This is a genomic window from Agarivorans sp. OAG1, from assembly GCF_037076485.1.
Classification (GTDB): domain Bacteria; phylum Pseudomonadota; class Gammaproteobacteria; order Enterobacterales; family Celerinatantimonadaceae; genus Agarivorans; species Agarivorans albus.
Genome location: NZ_AP028990.1, coordinates 1,566,536 through 1,582,261 on the forward strand (window position 1 = coordinate 1,566,536; position 15,726 = coordinate 1,582,261).

Consider the following 15,726-nt stretch of genomic DNA (forward strand, 5'->3'; position numbering starts at 1 on the left):
AACTAAGGGCTCCTAGTGGAGCCCTTTTTATTTGATGTGTACCGTCCTAAACAAGTTCATATAAAACATCGGGAACGTTCTCTTCGTTCGTCGAGCCATCACTAAATTCAATCGCTTCAAACCCTTGCTTTTCATAAAACTGTCTCGCTGCTCGATTTTCCTGAAAAGTATATAGTCTGCATGGTCTACCAACTCGAGCTAATGCTTCTCGTAAAAGAGCCGTGCCGATCCCTTTTCTAACTTCAGAAGGCTTGAGATACAAGTTGTCAATCCAGTCAACTTCCTCCGCTTCTGATAGGGAACACATACCAACTAAATTACCGTCTACTTCAGCCACAAGCACTCTACCACTGGGTATCAGCTGTTCCTTAATCCAAGAATGTACTTCTTCGTCAGAGTGGACCACTGGCGCAAAAGCAACCAGTTGTTTACGAGACTCAAGATAAATAGCAGCCGTATCATTGGCATCGCTTGATGTGGCTGTTCGAACTTCTATTGATTTCGACATGATTTTACCTGGCAGAAACGCCAAGCTCACCGGAGTTTTGTGAGCGAAGCGAGTAAAATTTCCGAGTTCAGTGACTTGTTAGGCCAATTCTTGAATACCATATTTACGCTCTCTCTTCTCGAAAGCATAACTCCCACCTTCCAAAATATTACAAACCTCTGCTCTTATCCCTATGTTTTCTTTGACATTACCGTCTTCAACAGAACCTGAAGTATAGCGGATGCTCTCACCTTGGTTATCAGCAATAATGATTTGTTCTGCGTCGGTATTTACTACCAAATTTGCATTGTGAGTAACTATGATAACTTGTCGATATTTCTTAATTTTCCTAAACAGGGGAACCAGCTGTGACATAATAAATTCATTGTCTAAGTCGTCCTCTGGCTGATCAAATACAAATGGACTGCCAAACGGATCTGTTGCTAATTTTAAACAAACGTAGAATGTACCCCGTTGACCAACAGATAATTTTTTGACTGTTTTACCTTTGTACTGGAAATCTGCATTTGCATAAAGGTATCTTCTAATATTTGAAGGTGAGTAGAGGTAATTTAATAACTCAAATCGTCCTCCTTTATTAAAGAACTCAGGCTTCCAAAAGAATTCCTCAATACTTGTTGGAACTCCATCACAGTTGATTATTTTTTCGCCGGAAAGAAGCTTGAAAAAATCATCAATAGATCTTACGCAAAATGTTTCTTGCAACCGTTCAAGAGTAGATTTTTCACTTGTGTTTCTGAATTTGCCACGATTTAGGCATTCTTCAATTCCACTGTAGAAATGATTTACATTAAATATGACACGGCCATTAATGTGTATGTCTGAAAGAATTTCCTGAACTAATTCATTTTGTTCATCATTCCAGTCGGGCTGTTTTATCTTAAGTTTATGAAAAGCCTGATCTATATTGTCTTTTTGGCAATTAATGTACTCTTTGTACTTTAATGCAAGCTCACCACGCTCTTTAACGAATGCTTGATAATCCATCGTCTTTTGGTTTATCTCATCTAATTTTGATGACGCCTGATCAATAGATTTTTGATATTCAGTCACTTTGCTTAGCAAGGATGATATATCTTGATTGATGCCTTGCTGTCTAAACTGGATCGCTATTTCACTATTTGATTCAGTTAGTGCTTCTATTTCCTTATTGCATATATCAATATTTTGATTAATGGGAGTTTTAACCAAAGACTCATTAATTAATGGTGCCTGATTGGTTGAGCAAGGATTGGCATTTAAGAGTGTGATTTTCTGATTAATTTCTATTGCGTGCCGATTCAAAAGAGCTACGGTGCTTCTTGCTTCATCAATGAAGTTATTTTTTTCGTTAATACTCTTTGAGTTTTTTTGATATTGTTCAATTAACAGCTTATTTTGTGGGTTGGTAAGTGTCCCAATTAACTGAGTATTATTATCGATAACGCTTTGTTGATATTTTTGCGTATTAATACGCTGATTTTGAGAATCAACATCTTCCCAATATTCAACGAACGTGCGATATTTACTCAGATTATTTGATATTTCAGAACTGGTAACAGAATCAAATTCCACACCATGAATTCCTAACATTCTTTTAATTTCGCCACTTAGATCATCAGGCTTTTGGCTAAAGTGTTGAACATCTCCTTGAGAAACATGCAAATAGGAGTAGGTATTTGCCGATGAGTCGAACTTTAATACTGTTCCATCACCTTGATCTAGTTCAACGCAAAGACTTTCTCCACTTACACTTCGTGCATTTGAGTGCTCAGATTGATGATTGAATCTTGAATGCATCGCATCTAGAAAAAGACTTTTACCTGTGCCTCTCCCGCCCACTATTGTGACAAGGTTTGGATTTAATGGGATAGTTTGACTAAAAAAGTTAATATCCTCTCCAGCAAATACCTTTCCACCTAACTCAACTGATTTAAACCACGGCTTTATGTATGTGTTTTCGACAAAGTCGTCAGTTTGCTGAACTCTCAGGTCTGGTTCAATAATAGATTGCCTTAAGCCTTCAAAGGTTGGTTTAGCCTTAACCCAAGAGTACATTGTTCCGATATCTTCCAACTTGTGAGCATCTGAAGCATGAAAAACCGGCTTTTGCTTAGCTAATGGGTATCTATTCTCTTGAAGGAAAAAGTTCCTGTCTTGAGGTCGGCCTAAGATAATTTGGCACCGTTTCTCTATTTCTAGTGCAACAGCTAGTGATCTCCCTTCCGTCATATCAGGTCTAAAGCCACCATAGCCATTTGGGCAAGCTGCTATTAAAAAATCGACTCCGAATTTTAAGTTGTTATTTAGATGAGCTATCAATGAATCAAATTTTACAATCGCTTCAGATGTTTTGGTTTGGGAGTCAGCAAAAGACTGTTGGGAGCAATAGATATGCTTGCCGTCAGAAGTTGTATTGGAGATGGGAAGTGTGGATAAAATGCTGTTTATCTGCTGAGTGTTAATATTTTCCGAAAATATACAATGGACGTTTATCCACTCACCGTCTTTATTTTGTTGATCAATACGAAACTCGAGGTTTCCTAAGACTGTATGTTCAACGCCTTTCTCTTGAAACTTTTCTCTGATTTCATCTAATTCATTATCTTTAAAGAAAAAGTAATTGGTAATCCCGGTTAGGCTAAGTTCAGAAGAGATTATTTTGCCAACAAACTCATCTATAGTAGAAGCCCCATATTCATTAGCTTGATGAGTATATGGAGAGTGAATGTGTAAATCCCATTTATTCCAAATTGATCCAATCATTTAATCTCCTTGAGTTTTAACTGTTGCCAAGTATGCGCACAGGGCCTAACGCCCCAACCATGGGTGGATTGAGCAGGCTAAGCTAAGGAGCGGAGCGACGAAAGCCTGCGAAAAGCCGTCCGCGTGGGTTGGTTTGTTAGGTGCTCCACTGGAAAGTGCCGCCTGACATATAGTGACGACAGCGTTTGCCCATGTAGTGCTCAAGGCTTTTACCAGCCGGTGTAAATGCTAGCCCTTCGAGAAAACAAACGCGAATAGCGCCACCCAACTCAGTGTTGTCATCAGAATGAACTTCAAGGAACTCAAAAAATTCCTTTAGGTATGTTAGCGAATCAAGCTGCGTATGATCTTGTAAATATTGACCAAACTCTGTGAGGACACCGCAAATCGTTGCGCTGCCGTCATCTTCTCGGTTGTAGTTGTCGTCGCTATTCCAAACAGAGCTGAAGTTCGCGTCCAAAGACAAAATATACTCAAGAACTTCGAGGTTATTCATAGGACACCTAACAGGTTATTAAAAGGAAAATTTCCTTGTTTAAACACGGAATTTTTCCTCTTATCATACATTTGATAAAACCAAGGCTATCACCTTTCCTACACTACATCAGCCACCTAGCTTGAAAAATAACAAAAACATCAGCATGAAAGTATGCAATCACTTGTAGAAAGTAGGAACCACAGGTTCCTGTATATCATCACAGTGTTTTTGCCCAGCCAAAATAGAAAAATCATGGGCGGATAGGTAGGTTAGTTCAGCTTTTTAATACGTAAAGGGTTAGAAACGTGGAAGTGAGTCTATTGTCTGCCATGTGTAGTTGATAAACAAAAGCCGCAGTTTGTGGCTGCGGCTTGTTAGTTTTAGCTTTTAGCTTTAAAGCGCTAAGCAGAGCCTTTGGCAATTAGCATGTCGCCGTGCAAGGCTACAAACTTATCGTAAAGTTGCTCTTCGCTTTCTTTATGGGCTGGGTCTACGGCAATGCAGTCAATCGGGCAGACATCTATGCAAGTAGGGCGATCGTAATGGCCTTTGCATTCGGTGCAGCGCTCTGGATCAATCACTGTGATAATGCCGTCGTAAGAGATAGCCTGGTTGGGGCACTCTGGCTCGCACATATCGCAGTTGATGCATTTTTTGCTGATTAGCAAGGCCATGTTTAAGCCTTAACTTCTGCAGCTTGATGCGGGTTGCGGGTATCTTGGCCAGTTTGAAGATTGCGCATTATAAGTGCGTGCTCTAAATCTACGTTTTCTGGCACCGGTAAAAATACCGTATGGCCGCTGCCTTTAGCATCGTCGATTAGCTCACCTTTTTTGTTCTCTAGGTGCTCTAATTTGAAGTTAAGGTTACCTTGCGGTGTCATTAGTTCTAGCGTATCACCCAGTACAAATTTGTTTTTAACGGTGATTTCGGCAAGGCCTGCTGCGTTTCGGCCAGCGACTTCACCCACAAATTGTTGGGTATCGCTTACCGAATAACCATAGTCGTAGTTTTGGTACTCATCGTGAGTATGGCGGCGTAAGAAGCCTTCGGTATAACCGCGGTGCGCTAGGTTTTCCAAAGTACCCATTAGGCTTGGGTCAAAGGGTTTGCCAGCTACTGCATCGTTAATTGCTTGGCGATACACTTGGGCTGTACGCGCACAGTAGTAGAAAGACTTAGTACGGCCTTCAATCTTAAGTGAGTGCACACCCATTTTAGTTAAGCGCTCTACGTGTTGAATAGCACGTAAGTCTTTTGAGTTCATGATGTAAGTGCCGTGCTCATCTTCAAAGGCTGGCATATACTCGTTCGGGCGGCCTTGCTCTTGCAATAAGAATACTTGGTCGCTTGGCGCGCCTGCACCCAAGGTAGGTTCAACCACTTGCGGTTGGGCAGCGATAATATCACCCACTTCGTTTTCTTTGGCTTCGTGCGCGTTGTACTTCCAGCGGCACGAGTTAGTGCAAGTTCCTTGGTTTGGATCGCGCTTATTAATGTAGCCCGACAGCAAACAGCGGCCAGAGTAAGCCATGCATAATGCGCCATGTACAAACACTTCAAGTTCCATTTCTGGCACTTGCATACGAATTTCTTCGATTTCGTCTAGCGATAGTTCGCGTGACAAAATCACTCGCTCTACACCTTGTTGCTGCCAAAATTTAACCGTAGCCCAGTTGATTGCGTTGGCTTGAACCGATAAATGAATAGTTTGATCGGGGAAGGCTTCGCGCACCATCATAATCATGCCTGGATCAGACATAATCAAGGCGTCTGGCTTCATGGCAATCACTGGCTCAATATCGCGTAGGTAGGTTTTTAATTTAGCGTTATGCGGGGCAATATTGCTTACCACGTAGAGTTTTTTGTCTTGTGTATGCGCTTCGTTAATCGCTAGTGCAAGATTCTCATGGTTAAACTCGTTATTACGTACACGCAACGAGTAACGGGGTTGGCCCGCGTATACCGCGTCGGCGCCATAGGCAAAGGCATAACGCATGTTTTTTAGGGTGCCAGCAGGTGACAGTAGTTCAGGTGTAAACATCAAAGCTCCGGGTCTTAGTCGAATCATTGAGGAAGGCTGCGAGCAGCACAATAAGGGCGCGCATTTTACGCGTAGCGAGCGGGGCTTGCAATGGTTTTGCTTAAAAAATCACCAACCTTTAGCAAGTATCTGAAACTATGTTAATGGTTGGTGAAATAGGTAAGTAACTGTGAGGACTTAGCTGGTTAATTCGCCGCCTAAGGCTGCGATTAAATCGGGAATCATCTTAGTGAGCTCGCCACTGGCTAGGGCAAAGTCGGCATCAAAGCGTGCTGCTACATCACTTTTATCAATATCTTCATTTTGTTCGGTGATGGTATCGGTGAACTTAACCCCTTTAATGCTCATGTCTTCGCTAATTAAAAAGCGAATTGAGTCAGCCCAGGTAAGCTCTAGCTTGGTCACAAACTTATCGGCATCTAAGTGCACTTTGATTTCGTCGCTAAACAAATCTTGTTCTTTACAACGAATAATACCGCCACCTTCTAAGGCGCTGCGTAGCTCAGCTTCTTCACCTAACTCAAAGTTGGCTGGAATGGCTTTTTCGTTTAACCAGTCGGTCATGGTGACGTCAGCCTGATTAGCCAATTTAATGGGTGTAACAGGCAGGCTGCCTAAAGATTTACGTAATAAAGAAATCACTTCTTCTGCTTTTTTAGCACTGCCAGCATCAACCGCAATTAAGTTGTTATCTGGGCTAACCCAAGCGTAGGTTAGGCTGGTGCGTGAGAAAGCACGAGGTAGAAGAGTCATCACGATTTCTTCTTTAAGAGCGTCTTTCTCGGCTTTCTTTAACGGGCGCTGTTGCTCTTGTTCGATAAGCTCAATTTTGTCGGCTAAGGTGTCGCGAATAACCGATGCAGGTAGCATCTTCTCTTCTTTTTTAGCGCAGACTAGATATTCGTTACCGATAACGTGAGTTAAGCTTTGGCCAAATTTACCCATGGGGGTCACCCAGCCAAATTTGCTTAAGTCTTGGCTTCCGCAAGGGGTAAAGCTTAGCTCGCCTAAAGTAGCGTCTAGCTTCTCTGGCTCGAGCTCTAGCTCTTTGGTAATGCGAAACAACATTAGATTTTTAAACCACATAACGGAATAGCTCTTTAATAAATTTGGGGCGCTATTCTACCAAAACTGCTTATCTTGTCAGTGGGGATTTCGGTTTTTTTTGAGGGCTTTGATGCTAACCACATAGTTAAAGAATGATTGAGTGTGTTTGTGTTGAATGAAGTTCGCGAACAAATTTGTTATTTAATGAGCTTGCTGTGAAGCCATTAGCAAAATCGCAGTTAATGCTTAGCTTTTATGGGCTGACGAAGCGTAAACTAAGGTTCAACAAGATTATTCAAGCCCCTTACTGTGAGAGAGTGAAATGATAAAAAAAGTTATGGTGGTTGCCTCACTATTATGGGCATCGCTAGCGCAGGCTGAGCTGGCTAATTTGCCCTCTCAAATGCGAATAGCTGGTGTAGAAGAAGTAAAGCAAGGTTTGCTGGTGGCGGTATTACCAGCCCCAAGCATTAATAGTTGCCCTGCAAGTCAAGGTGGTCTTTATCTATTGAGTGAACACCCTAAATATAATGAGTATACTGCATTGCTAGAACAGTTAGCAGGTAGTGATGATAAGGTGAAAATAAAAGCACAAACTCGCCAATATGAAAGCTTTTGCGATATCACTTCAATAACCGTCTTGCCTTAAGTTTTCCATGTCGATACCTTGTGAATAGGCGAGGTATCGACTGTACTCAATCTATTTGAGGCTTTGGTTCTACACCATCAAACAAGCTGTTACTTTGGATTGTAATAATAATTTATTGATTAAGTTGTTTCTCTGTTCTTATTCTACCTTTAGTTTTTATCCCTTTGTGTAGTAATCATTTCGCGGCTAAGCTTATGAACACAATGCACTACCGTGGCAGGAAACATGAACAACAGAGCTCAACGAGATACAAGGTTTTCATCAGCAACTCTACTCACTACGTTGTTCTTTATATCGTCCTTCGCCATTGCTAAAGACGCTAGCAATTACATAGGCTCGGGTAGTATTACTCAAGGCTTTGCAAAAACCATAGAAGCTAATATTTTTGAGTGCAAAAACGGTCGGAGTCGAGTTGCTGGTATAGGTGAAGTGACTGATTCGACGGGCAAATCTTGGACGGTCCCGGCGAGCAATAACTATGCTACTGCCACTAAGGCTGTCGACCTTTATGAAGAGTGTGCCAACATTACTCCTAAAAGCATCGCTGAAGTAGATCAAGACTCTGTTCCAGTGGTAGTGGTTGATCCCGAAGGAGAAGAAGTAACCGGTTATATTTTTGCTGACAACTACTTTGAACTCTATATTAATGGCACGCTGATCGCCGTTGATACAGTGCCTTTCACTCCATTTAACTCCAGTATCGTGAAATTTAAGGTCAGTAAACCCTACACCATTGCCGTTAAAGTGATTGATTGGGAAGAGAACCTAGGGCTAGGCTCCGAGAATAATCGAGGTAAAGCGTTCCACCCTGGTGATGGTGGCTTTATTGCTAGCTTTAGCGATGGAACTGTCACCAATGCAGACTGGCAAGCTCAAACCTATTACACATCGCCAATATATGATCTTAGCTGCTTAAATGAAGTTGCAGGCAAGCGCTTGTCGGATAGCTGCACAACGCAAGGCACTGATGATGGGCAAGATGCTTTTGCTGTGCATTGGGAAACGCCAAGCAACTGGATGGCTAAAGAGTTTGACGCGAGTGCGTGGCCAAAGGCGAGTTTGTATTCAGAAGGTGAAATTGGAGTAAACAACAAAAAAGCGTATATGAACTTTATCGACAAGTTCAGCGGCGCGGGAGCGAGCTTTATTTGGTCAACAAACGTGGTTCTCGATAATCAAGTGTTATTGAGATACCAAGTTAACTAGCCCTTATTCATTGATAGAGTTTAAGCTTGCCAGCGTGCTTAGCGCTGGCCGGTTTAGCGGCTAATAGTGGTTTGAAACACTATCGGTTTTCATCATATTCTTTTCTGGCGCGATTAATTTCTTCTTGATGCTCGTCAGCCCAAGATACCAATTTGTATAAGGGCTTAACCAGATCCTTACCCATTGTTGTAAGCGCATATTCAACTCTTACTGGTACTTCAGGGTATACCGTTCTATTCACGTAACCTTCTCGCTCTAGATCTCGCAGAGTTTGGGTTAACATTCGTTGAGAAATACCTTCTACTCTTGATTTAAGCGCATTGAATCGATCAGCTCCATCGACTAAGGCAAAGAGAATAAGCAGAGACCATTTATCACCGATTTGTGCCACAACATTACGCACCGGGCAGTTCGCATCGTTGTAAAAAATGCGTCTTGTTGATTTTGCTTTTTCTACCACTTTAATCACTCCTTCCATTTACACAACCTAGGTACTGGTTACCAAAAACTGCCTAACTAAGCATTTAGTGCCTTCTTGTTTTGTAGGTTACTAATAATTACCATGGTTATCAATGTATACTTATTTAGCGCAACAACTATTGGAGTCAACCATGTTTAAAGTACTTAGCTCGTTTATTCTTTTGTTCGTGAGCACAATGGCACTTGCCCAGTCAAAAGACACTTTGATCATCGATTTACCCTCACTTAAGAAAGCCAGTTGGATAGAACAAGAGTTAGCCAATGCAGAGTTAATAAGCGATTTTGTGCAAAACCTTATGAATAACCATAATTTTGACTACGTTATGCAGCACTACAACGATAGTGCCTATGTGCAGCACAACAGAAACTTACCTGACAAAGTAACCGGTCTGGTCAGCTTCTTAGAAGAGTTTGTCGAAGATTACCCAGACTACACATACGATGTTAAACATATTTACGTTGATGGCGATTATGTGATTTTTCACTCTCATGCCACCTTAGAAAAGGAAGACAGGGGAAACGACCAAAAAGGAATGAATATAATTGATACTTGGCGCATCGAAGAGGGCCGAATCGTTGAACATTGGGATTCAATTCAAGCACTCGATTTTTCCATGCGGGTATATTCCCTTATTAGCGGCGGTGATATCGCCAATTCAAATGGTGTTTTTTAATTAGATATTTAGAAGCATTGAGAGCTTTATTCATTGTTGGTAGCGGCCAACTGTATTTGGTCGCAATATCCCGGTAAACCGATAAAGATAATCTAAATAAAAGCCCAGTTGCTTGCTCGTATGAGATATAAGGTTTTTCCCTCCCTCGGGGCCTTACAGCTCTTTCTTAACAATAATAAGTATCCTTTTGCTGACTCACTCGTGTCGTTAATAGAGGTACATTATTTTGTTAGGGGAGAGGAATGTTTGAAGTTTTCACACGATTGGCGGATTACTTAGTCTTTTCACTTATGGGCTTTGAACCTGACTCTTCGCTAGCTATCGGTCTGCATTTCTTCATTGAAGACACCACAAAAATTTTGAGCCTACTAGTGGTGTTAATTTATTTCATCTCCTTTATCCGCGCTGCACTGAGTACCGAGAAAGCTCGAGATTACCTACAGGGCAAAAATCGGGGAGTTGGTTACGTTCTCGGAGCCATGTTTGGCGCTATTACACCTTTTTGTTCTTGTAGTTCTATTCCGCTTTTTATGGGATTTGTGTCTGCGCGAATTCCTATTGGCATCACCGTAGCTTTTTTGATCACTTCTCCTTTAATCAATGAGGTTGTAGTCATCATGCTAGGAAGCATTCTTGGGCTCAGATTTACGGTCATGTATATCGTTATAGGATTAAGTTTGGGTGTTTTGGCTGGCCTATTGTTAGACATATTGAAAGCCCATCGTTGGCTTCAGCCGTTTCTGGCTAAAGCTTATTTACAAGATGAAAGCGGTTGTTCAGCCAATACCCAAAATAGCTATGTTGCATTGAGCTATCAGCAGCGCCATCAATATGCAGTGAATGAAACAAGCACAATTGTAAAACGCATTTGGAAGTGGGTAATTGTAGGTGTGGGCATTGGCGCATTTATTCACGGCTTTGTACCCGCTCAGTGGTTTGAGCAAAACTTGTCCGATGGGCAGTGGTGGACAGTGCCGTTGGCAACACTCAGTGCAATTCCTATTTATACCAATGCTTCTGGAGTAGTGCCCATCATGGCCTCGTTGATAGACAAAGGTATGCCATTAGGAACGACTTTGGCATTTTGCATGGGGGCTGTCGCGGTGAGTTTGCCTGAATACATGATGCTCAAACAAGTGATGCAATACCGCTTATTGGCTTGGATTACCGGCTATTTATTTGTTGCTATCTCAATAGTGGGATGGCTATTCAATGCATATTACTAACAACAAAATGGTGAAATAAATGAAGACAGTTCAAGTGTATGGCTCAGGTTGTAAAAACTGTGTAGTTACTGCGGAACGAATTACTCAAGTCGCTCAAGAGATTGGGTTACGAATAGAGGTTGAGAAGGTGACGGGATTTGAAGATATCATGAAGGCAGGAGTAATGACTACTCCGGCGGTGGCAGTGGATGGTATTATCCAACACGCAGGCTCTGTTCCTACAATTGAGCAGGTTCAGCAGATGCTGGGCTAGTACTCAGTTCCAAAAACATCGCTTTAAGCGTCTGCTTGCGTAATTTTCCTCTAAGGTTTGATAATGAAATGCTTAATGAAAGCGTGGCAACAATCTGAATCTCTGCTTTATAACTGGTTGTTAAAGCAGACACAAAGTCAGCATGAAACAGAAGATATAATGCAAGAGGTTTTTCTTAAAGCAATGCGTAATAGTGAGCGCTTTTGCTCACTAAAAGATGGCAAATCTTGGCTGTTTAAAATGACTAAAAATCAGTTTATTGATCATTGGCGCCGCAAGATTGAAATTGAAGACATTGATGACTTAGAAACGGTAGATAAGATCTTGCCGGTAATGGAACAGCTGCAAAGCTGCTTGCCTCGAGTTTTACCTAAACTCTCCAGCCGTCATCGGCATGTTATTGAGTTCTGCGATTTAAATGGCATGACGCAAGCTCAATACTCCAAAGAGAATGGCTTGAGTTTAGCGGCGACCAAAGCGCGGCTCCGAAGAGCTCGTGTCGAGCTAAAACAGATCTTAGTGACCGAGTGCCAAGTCTCGCAAAGTGCGACAGGCGTGTGCAGTTTTAAACGAGCGCAATAACTCCGAGTTGCTGATTATTTGCTCTCATTATTCATCGAAGTCGATACCAGAAAACCTCGGTTCTTAAACAAAAATATTCTAGGTTTAATGGTTAGATTTTTAATAAGTGATTGATATTTATTGACTATCATCCCAGTTGCACAGAGATTTACGAATATTGTTACGCTAGAGCTTTAGTCTGCTGTAATTGTCTTGCTAAGAATTTTTGATTAGTTAATGCGCCATTTTTGTTAGTAGGCTGTGATCTTCATCGTTTTAAAGCGTACAAAATTCGATCTAATTCACACCGAGATCTTTTGTTAGTTACCATACTGTTGGTCTGGATGAACAGTAATGGTTTTACTCATTGAACTCTTTTACTAATGCTGCAGGTTTAACCCTGCGAACAGCAGAGCAGAACGATTACGAAGATATAGGCGAGATTTGGCTGTCTGCCAGTTTACGTGCCCACGATTTTTTACCTAGTAAGTATTGGTGGGAGCGCCAAGATGCTTTGCAGCGCTTGTATCAATATAAAGCGGAAGTGTGGGTGGCTGAAGTAGAAGGCCAAGTATGTGGATTTTTAGCCTTGGTAGAAAGCAAACTTATTGCTCTGTTTGTTGCGCCGTGCTGGCAGCGCAGGGGAATTGGTTCGCAGTTATTAGAGTTGGCCAAGAGCTTACGTTCGCGATTAGAGTTACATTTATTTGCCGATAATGCCGAAGCCTTTAGCTTTTATTTAAGGCATCGTTTCGAAGTATTGTGGAAGCGGCCAGAGCGTTACACCGGTTACCCCTTAGTACATATGGGTTTTAATCCGCAGCCGATGTTTGTAGAAAATACTGCGCCAGTCGCTTAACTGACGCAGTGAGTGAGTTATTTACTTGCCGTAAAGGTTCTCGAAGCAGTAGTTGGTAGCTTCAACAAAACCTTCAACACTACCGCAGTCAAATCGTTTACCTTTAAATTTGTAGGCCATTACGCAGCCGTTTTGGGCCTGGGTAAGGAGTGCGTCGGTAAGTTGAATTTCGCCATTTTTCCCCGGCTTGGTATCGCGAATAAGGCTGAAAATATCTGGCGTTAAGATGTAACGGCCAATTACAGCAAGGTTTGATGGTTCTTCACCTTTGGCTGGCTTTTCTACCATTGAGGTTACGCGGAATAAGTCATCACGCAGCGCTTCGCCTTCAATAACCCCGTATTTGTGCGCTTCTTCTCGCGGTACTTCCATCACTGCAATAATCGAGCAGCGGAATTGCTCGTAAAGCTTGGTCATTTGCGCCAGTACGCCACCATCATCACCAAAACACAAGTCATCGGCTAGCACAACGCCAAAGGGTTCTTGGCCAATTAAGGTTTCACCACATAATACTGCGTGGCCAAGGCCCATCATTTTCTTCTGGCGAGTAAAGGTACAGTCTACGTGATCGACCAAGTGACGAATTTCTTTTAAGTATTCTTCTTTGCTGGTGCCAGCAATTTCGTTTTCCAGTTCATAACTAATATCAAAGTGGTCGGCAATTGCGCGTTTACCCCGGCCAGTAATAAAGGCCATGTCGCTCATGTCTGCAGCTACCGCTTCTTCTACACCGTATTGAACCAAAGGCTTGTTTACTATGGGCAACATTTCTTTAGGCATAGACTTGGTAGCGGGTAAAAAGCGGGTGCCATAGCCTGCAACGGGAAATAAACATTTCTTAATCATGGTCATTGGAACTCCTTGTAACCGTACAATCTTGTTGAATGTTGGTTGGTTAGTATCTGTAATTACTAGAGCAAGAGCGATGCCGTGAATAGATACAAAGTAGCTAAATTATTGTTTTGTTTATAAATAATCAGTTTATTTTTGATTTAACTGAGTTTGAGCATGATTGGATCTGCACCTTGGTGGTGCAAATCAAGAGGGCCAAGCTAAATGCTGCGTTAAAATGGCACATTACTATTGCGCTATTTAGGCTGTCTATTCTTAGCTATAAAAAGTAGGTGGTATTTATTTCACAATTTATTCATATAAAACAATTGCTTAATTTTAAATGTGCTCGAGCGACCCGGTTAGCTAGCCTTGGCATAGTTATTGGAAATACTTTATTAATAGAACGCTAAGCAAGCCATGGTGGGAGCCTTTATGGAAGAACTCGAGTTATTACTTAAGCAAGTATATGGAACATCCTTAGACCCCAATTTAAGCCAAGACATCATCCAAAAGATTGAACAAAGCAAAGCCGGCTTTCCTCGCTATCGAGCTTGGTCTGAACAAGACGTGATATTAATAACCTATGGTGACAGTGTATTAAGCAATGAGTTAATGCCTATACAAAGTTTGCATCAGTTTTTACGCGAGTACTTATCGGGCTTAGTGAGTTCGGTGCATATTCTACCCTTTTTCCCCTTTAGCTCTGATGATGGTTTTTCGGTGATCGACTACTATCAAGTTAACTACAGCCTTGGTGATTGGACCGATGTAGCCAAGCTAAATCAAGATTTTGAGTTGATGTTTGATTTAGTAATGAACCACTGCTCACGCCAAAGCTTATGGTTTAATGATTTTGTAAATGGCTCGGGTGAGGGGCAGGACTACTTTGTTGAATCGGATCCTACGCTTGATTACAGTGCTGTAACCCGCCCACGAACTAGCCCGCTAATTGTTGATGTTTATACCCGTCAAGGCTTAAAACATGTTTGGGCCACCTTTAGTGATGATCAAATAGATTTAAATTTTGCTAACCCTAAAGTGCTGTTAGCCTTTGTGGATATTTTCTTGTTCTATCTAAAGCATGGCGCCCGTTTTATTCGTTTAGATGCCGTGGCTTTTGTATGGAAGATTCTCGGCACTAACTGTATTCACCTGCCTCAAACCCACGCCATTGTTAAATTGCTGCGCTGGGTGATGGAGCAGCTGGACCCTAATATGGTGTTAATCACCGAAACGAACGTGCCCCACCAAGAAAACATTAGCTATTTTGGTGAAGGTGACGAAGCCCACATGGTCTACCAGTTTGCGCTACCTCCTTTGTTGTTGCACGCTCTAAACCGAGGCAACGGCCATTACCTAACTGCGTGGGCGAGGGATTTAGTGGCTTTGCCAAAAGGTTGTAACTACTTCAACTTTGTTGCGTCACACGATGGTATAGGGGTGAGGGCGGTTGAACAGATTATTCCCAAACACGAAATTGCAGACTTAGCTGAGTCGGTACACAATTTTGGTGGCTTTGTAAGCATGAAGTCTAACGGAGATGGTACTCAAAACCCTTACGAGCTAAACATCTCCTTATTTGACGCTTTACAAGGAACACGTACCGGGTCTGATCAATGGCAAGTCGAGCGCTTTTTATGTAGCCAAAAATTGCTATTGAGCTTGCAAGGCATTCCCGGCATTTACATTCATAGCTTAACCGCCACTGAAAATGACCAATCGTTGGTTGAGCAAACAGGCCGCACTCGTTCAATCAACCGTCATCGCTGGGATCGTCAAGATTTTGAGAAGCTATTGGCACAAGAGCATAGCTCGCAAGCGCTGGTTTTTCAGCGCTATCGCGATTTACTGGCCTTACGCAAAACCATCGCAGCTTTTCATCCTGAAGCTGCCCAGCGGGTTTATGACTGTGGTGACGCTCTGTTTGTATTACAGCGAGGCGATGCCCCAAGAACTGCAGATGACGGCGCCAAGCGCAATGGCTTGTTGGCCGTGTTTAATTTGACCAAATACCCACAACAAGTAGAGCACTACGCGCAGTTACCTCAGGCTTATCAAGCTGAATGTGAAGACTTACTCAGTGATGAAAAAGTGATACTGGCTGAGTATAAGCTCAAACCTTATCAGGTGCTGTGGTTAGTGCCATAAGCGTACTATGCATT

Annotated in this window: 16 protein-coding genes; 8 read left to right on the top strand and 8 right to left on the bottom strand. The window is 42.2% G+C overall.

Annotated features, from left to right (window positions below; genetic code table 11):
* Window positions 1-46: 46 nt before the first annotated feature.
* From OAG1_RS07355 to rdgC, 6 genes are all read right to left on the bottom strand, one after another.
* Window positions 47-508 (bottom strand): GNAT family N-acetyltransferase, encoded by a 462-nt coding sequence (locus OAG1_RS07355; RefSeq protein WP_338625310.1) that lies wholly within the window; start codon window positions 506-508, stop codon window positions 47-49.
* Between the two features lie 78 nt (window positions 509-586).
* A complete protein-coding gene (locus OAG1_RS07360) occupies window positions 587-3,253 on the bottom strand; it encodes a TrlF family AAA-like ATPase (protein ID WP_338625312.1) in 2,667 nt (888 codons plus the stop codon).
* 136 nt (window positions 3,254-3,389) lie between these two features.
* Window positions 3,390-3,749 carry a hypothetical protein gene (locus OAG1_RS07365; RefSeq protein ID WP_338625314.1) on the bottom strand — a complete coding sequence of 120 codons (360 nt, stop codon included), beginning with the start codon at window positions 3,747-3,749 and terminating at the stop codon, window positions 3,390-3,392.
* A gap of 383 nt (window positions 3,750-4,132) precedes the next feature.
* Window positions 4,133-4,405: a YfhL family 4Fe-4S dicluster ferredoxin gene (locus OAG1_RS07370; protein WP_152781432.1), complete on the bottom strand. Its 273-nt coding sequence runs from the start codon at window positions 4,403-4,405 to the stop codon at window positions 4,133-4,135.
* A gap of 2 nt (window positions 4,406-4,407) precedes the next feature.
* Window positions 4,408-5,775 carry a tRNA 5-hydroxyuridine modification protein YegQ gene (gene yegQ / locus OAG1_RS07375; protein WP_338625318.1) on the bottom strand — a complete coding sequence of 456 codons (1,368 nt, stop codon included), beginning with the start codon at window positions 5,773-5,775 and terminating at the stop codon, window positions 4,408-4,410.
* A gap of 177 nt (window positions 5,776-5,952) precedes the next feature.
* On the bottom strand, window positions 5,953-6,861 hold the full coding sequence (gene rdgC / locus OAG1_RS07380; RefSeq protein ID WP_016401780.1) for a recombination-associated protein RdgC: 909 nt from the start codon (window positions 6,859-6,861) through the stop codon (window positions 5,953-5,955).
* Between the two features lie 283 nt (window positions 6,862-7,144).
* Here rdgC and OAG1_RS07385 point away from each other — a divergent pair, with 283 nt between their 5' ends.
* Window positions 7,145-7,471, top strand: a complete 327-nt coding sequence (locus tag OAG1_RS07385) for a hypothetical protein (protein ID WP_338625323.1) — start codon at window positions 7,145-7,147, stop codon at window positions 7,469-7,471.
* 225 nt (window positions 7,472-7,696) lie between these two features.
* A complete protein-coding gene (locus tag OAG1_RS07390) occupies window positions 7,697-8,677 on the top strand; it encodes a hypothetical protein (protein WP_338625325.1) in 981 nt (326 codons plus the stop codon).
* A 79-nt stretch (window positions 8,678-8,756) separates the two neighbouring features.
* Here the strand turns inward: OAG1_RS07390 and OAG1_RS07395 are convergent, their stop codons facing one another.
* Window positions 8,757-9,155, bottom strand: coding sequence for a helix-turn-helix domain-containing protein (locus OAG1_RS07395; RefSeq protein ID WP_338625327.1), 399 nt, complete (start codon window positions 9,153-9,155; stop codon window positions 8,757-8,759).
* A gap of 133 nt (window positions 9,156-9,288) precedes the next feature.
* Here OAG1_RS07395 and OAG1_RS07400 point away from each other — a divergent pair, with 133 nt between their 5' ends.
* The 5 genes from OAG1_RS07400 (at window position 9,289) to OAG1_RS07420 (ending at window position 12,730) form a co-directional block, all read left to right on the top strand.
* Window positions 9,289-9,831: a nuclear transport factor 2 family protein gene (locus OAG1_RS07400; RefSeq protein WP_338625329.1), complete on the top strand. Its 543-nt coding sequence runs from the start codon at window positions 9,289-9,291 to the stop codon at window positions 9,829-9,831.
* Window positions 9,832-10,073: 242 nt separating this feature from the next.
* Window positions 10,074-11,057, top strand: a complete 984-nt coding sequence (locus OAG1_RS07405; protein WP_338625331.1) for a permease — start codon at window positions 10,074-10,076, stop codon at window positions 11,055-11,057.
* A 19-nt stretch (window positions 11,058-11,076) separates the two neighbouring features.
* The gene (locus OAG1_RS07410; RefSeq protein WP_338625333.1) at window positions 11,077-11,310 is read left to right on the top strand and encodes a thioredoxin family protein; all 234 of its coding nucleotides are present in this window, start codon (window positions 11,077-11,079) and stop codon (window positions 11,308-11,310) included.
* A gap of 63 nt (window positions 11,311-11,373) precedes the next feature.
* A complete protein-coding gene (locus tag OAG1_RS07415) occupies window positions 11,374-11,892 on the top strand; it encodes a sigma-70 family RNA polymerase sigma factor (protein ID WP_338625335.1) in 519 nt (172 codons plus the stop codon).
* A 346-nt stretch (window positions 11,893-12,238) separates the two neighbouring features.
* Window positions 12,239-12,730 (top strand): GNAT family N-acetyltransferase, encoded by a 492-nt coding sequence (locus OAG1_RS07420; protein ID WP_016401775.1) that lies wholly within the window; start codon window positions 12,239-12,241, stop codon window positions 12,728-12,730.
* 21 nt (window positions 12,731-12,751) lie between these two features.
* Here OAG1_RS07420 and galU read toward each other — a convergent pair whose 3' ends face one another.
* Window positions 12,752-13,576 (bottom strand): UTP--glucose-1-phosphate uridylyltransferase GalU, encoded by an 825-nt coding sequence (galU, locus tag OAG1_RS07425; protein WP_040307170.1) that lies wholly within the window; start codon window positions 13,574-13,576, stop codon window positions 12,752-12,754.
* 420 nt (window positions 13,577-13,996) lie between these two features.
* On the opposite strand from galU, the gene OAG1_RS07430 reads away from it, so the two are divergent.
* Window positions 13,997-15,712: a sugar phosphorylase gene (locus tag OAG1_RS07430; RefSeq protein WP_338625337.1), complete on the top strand. Its 1,716-nt coding sequence runs from the start codon at window positions 13,997-13,999 to the stop codon at window positions 15,710-15,712.
* The last annotated feature ends 14 nt before the right edge of the window (window positions 15,713-15,726 follow it).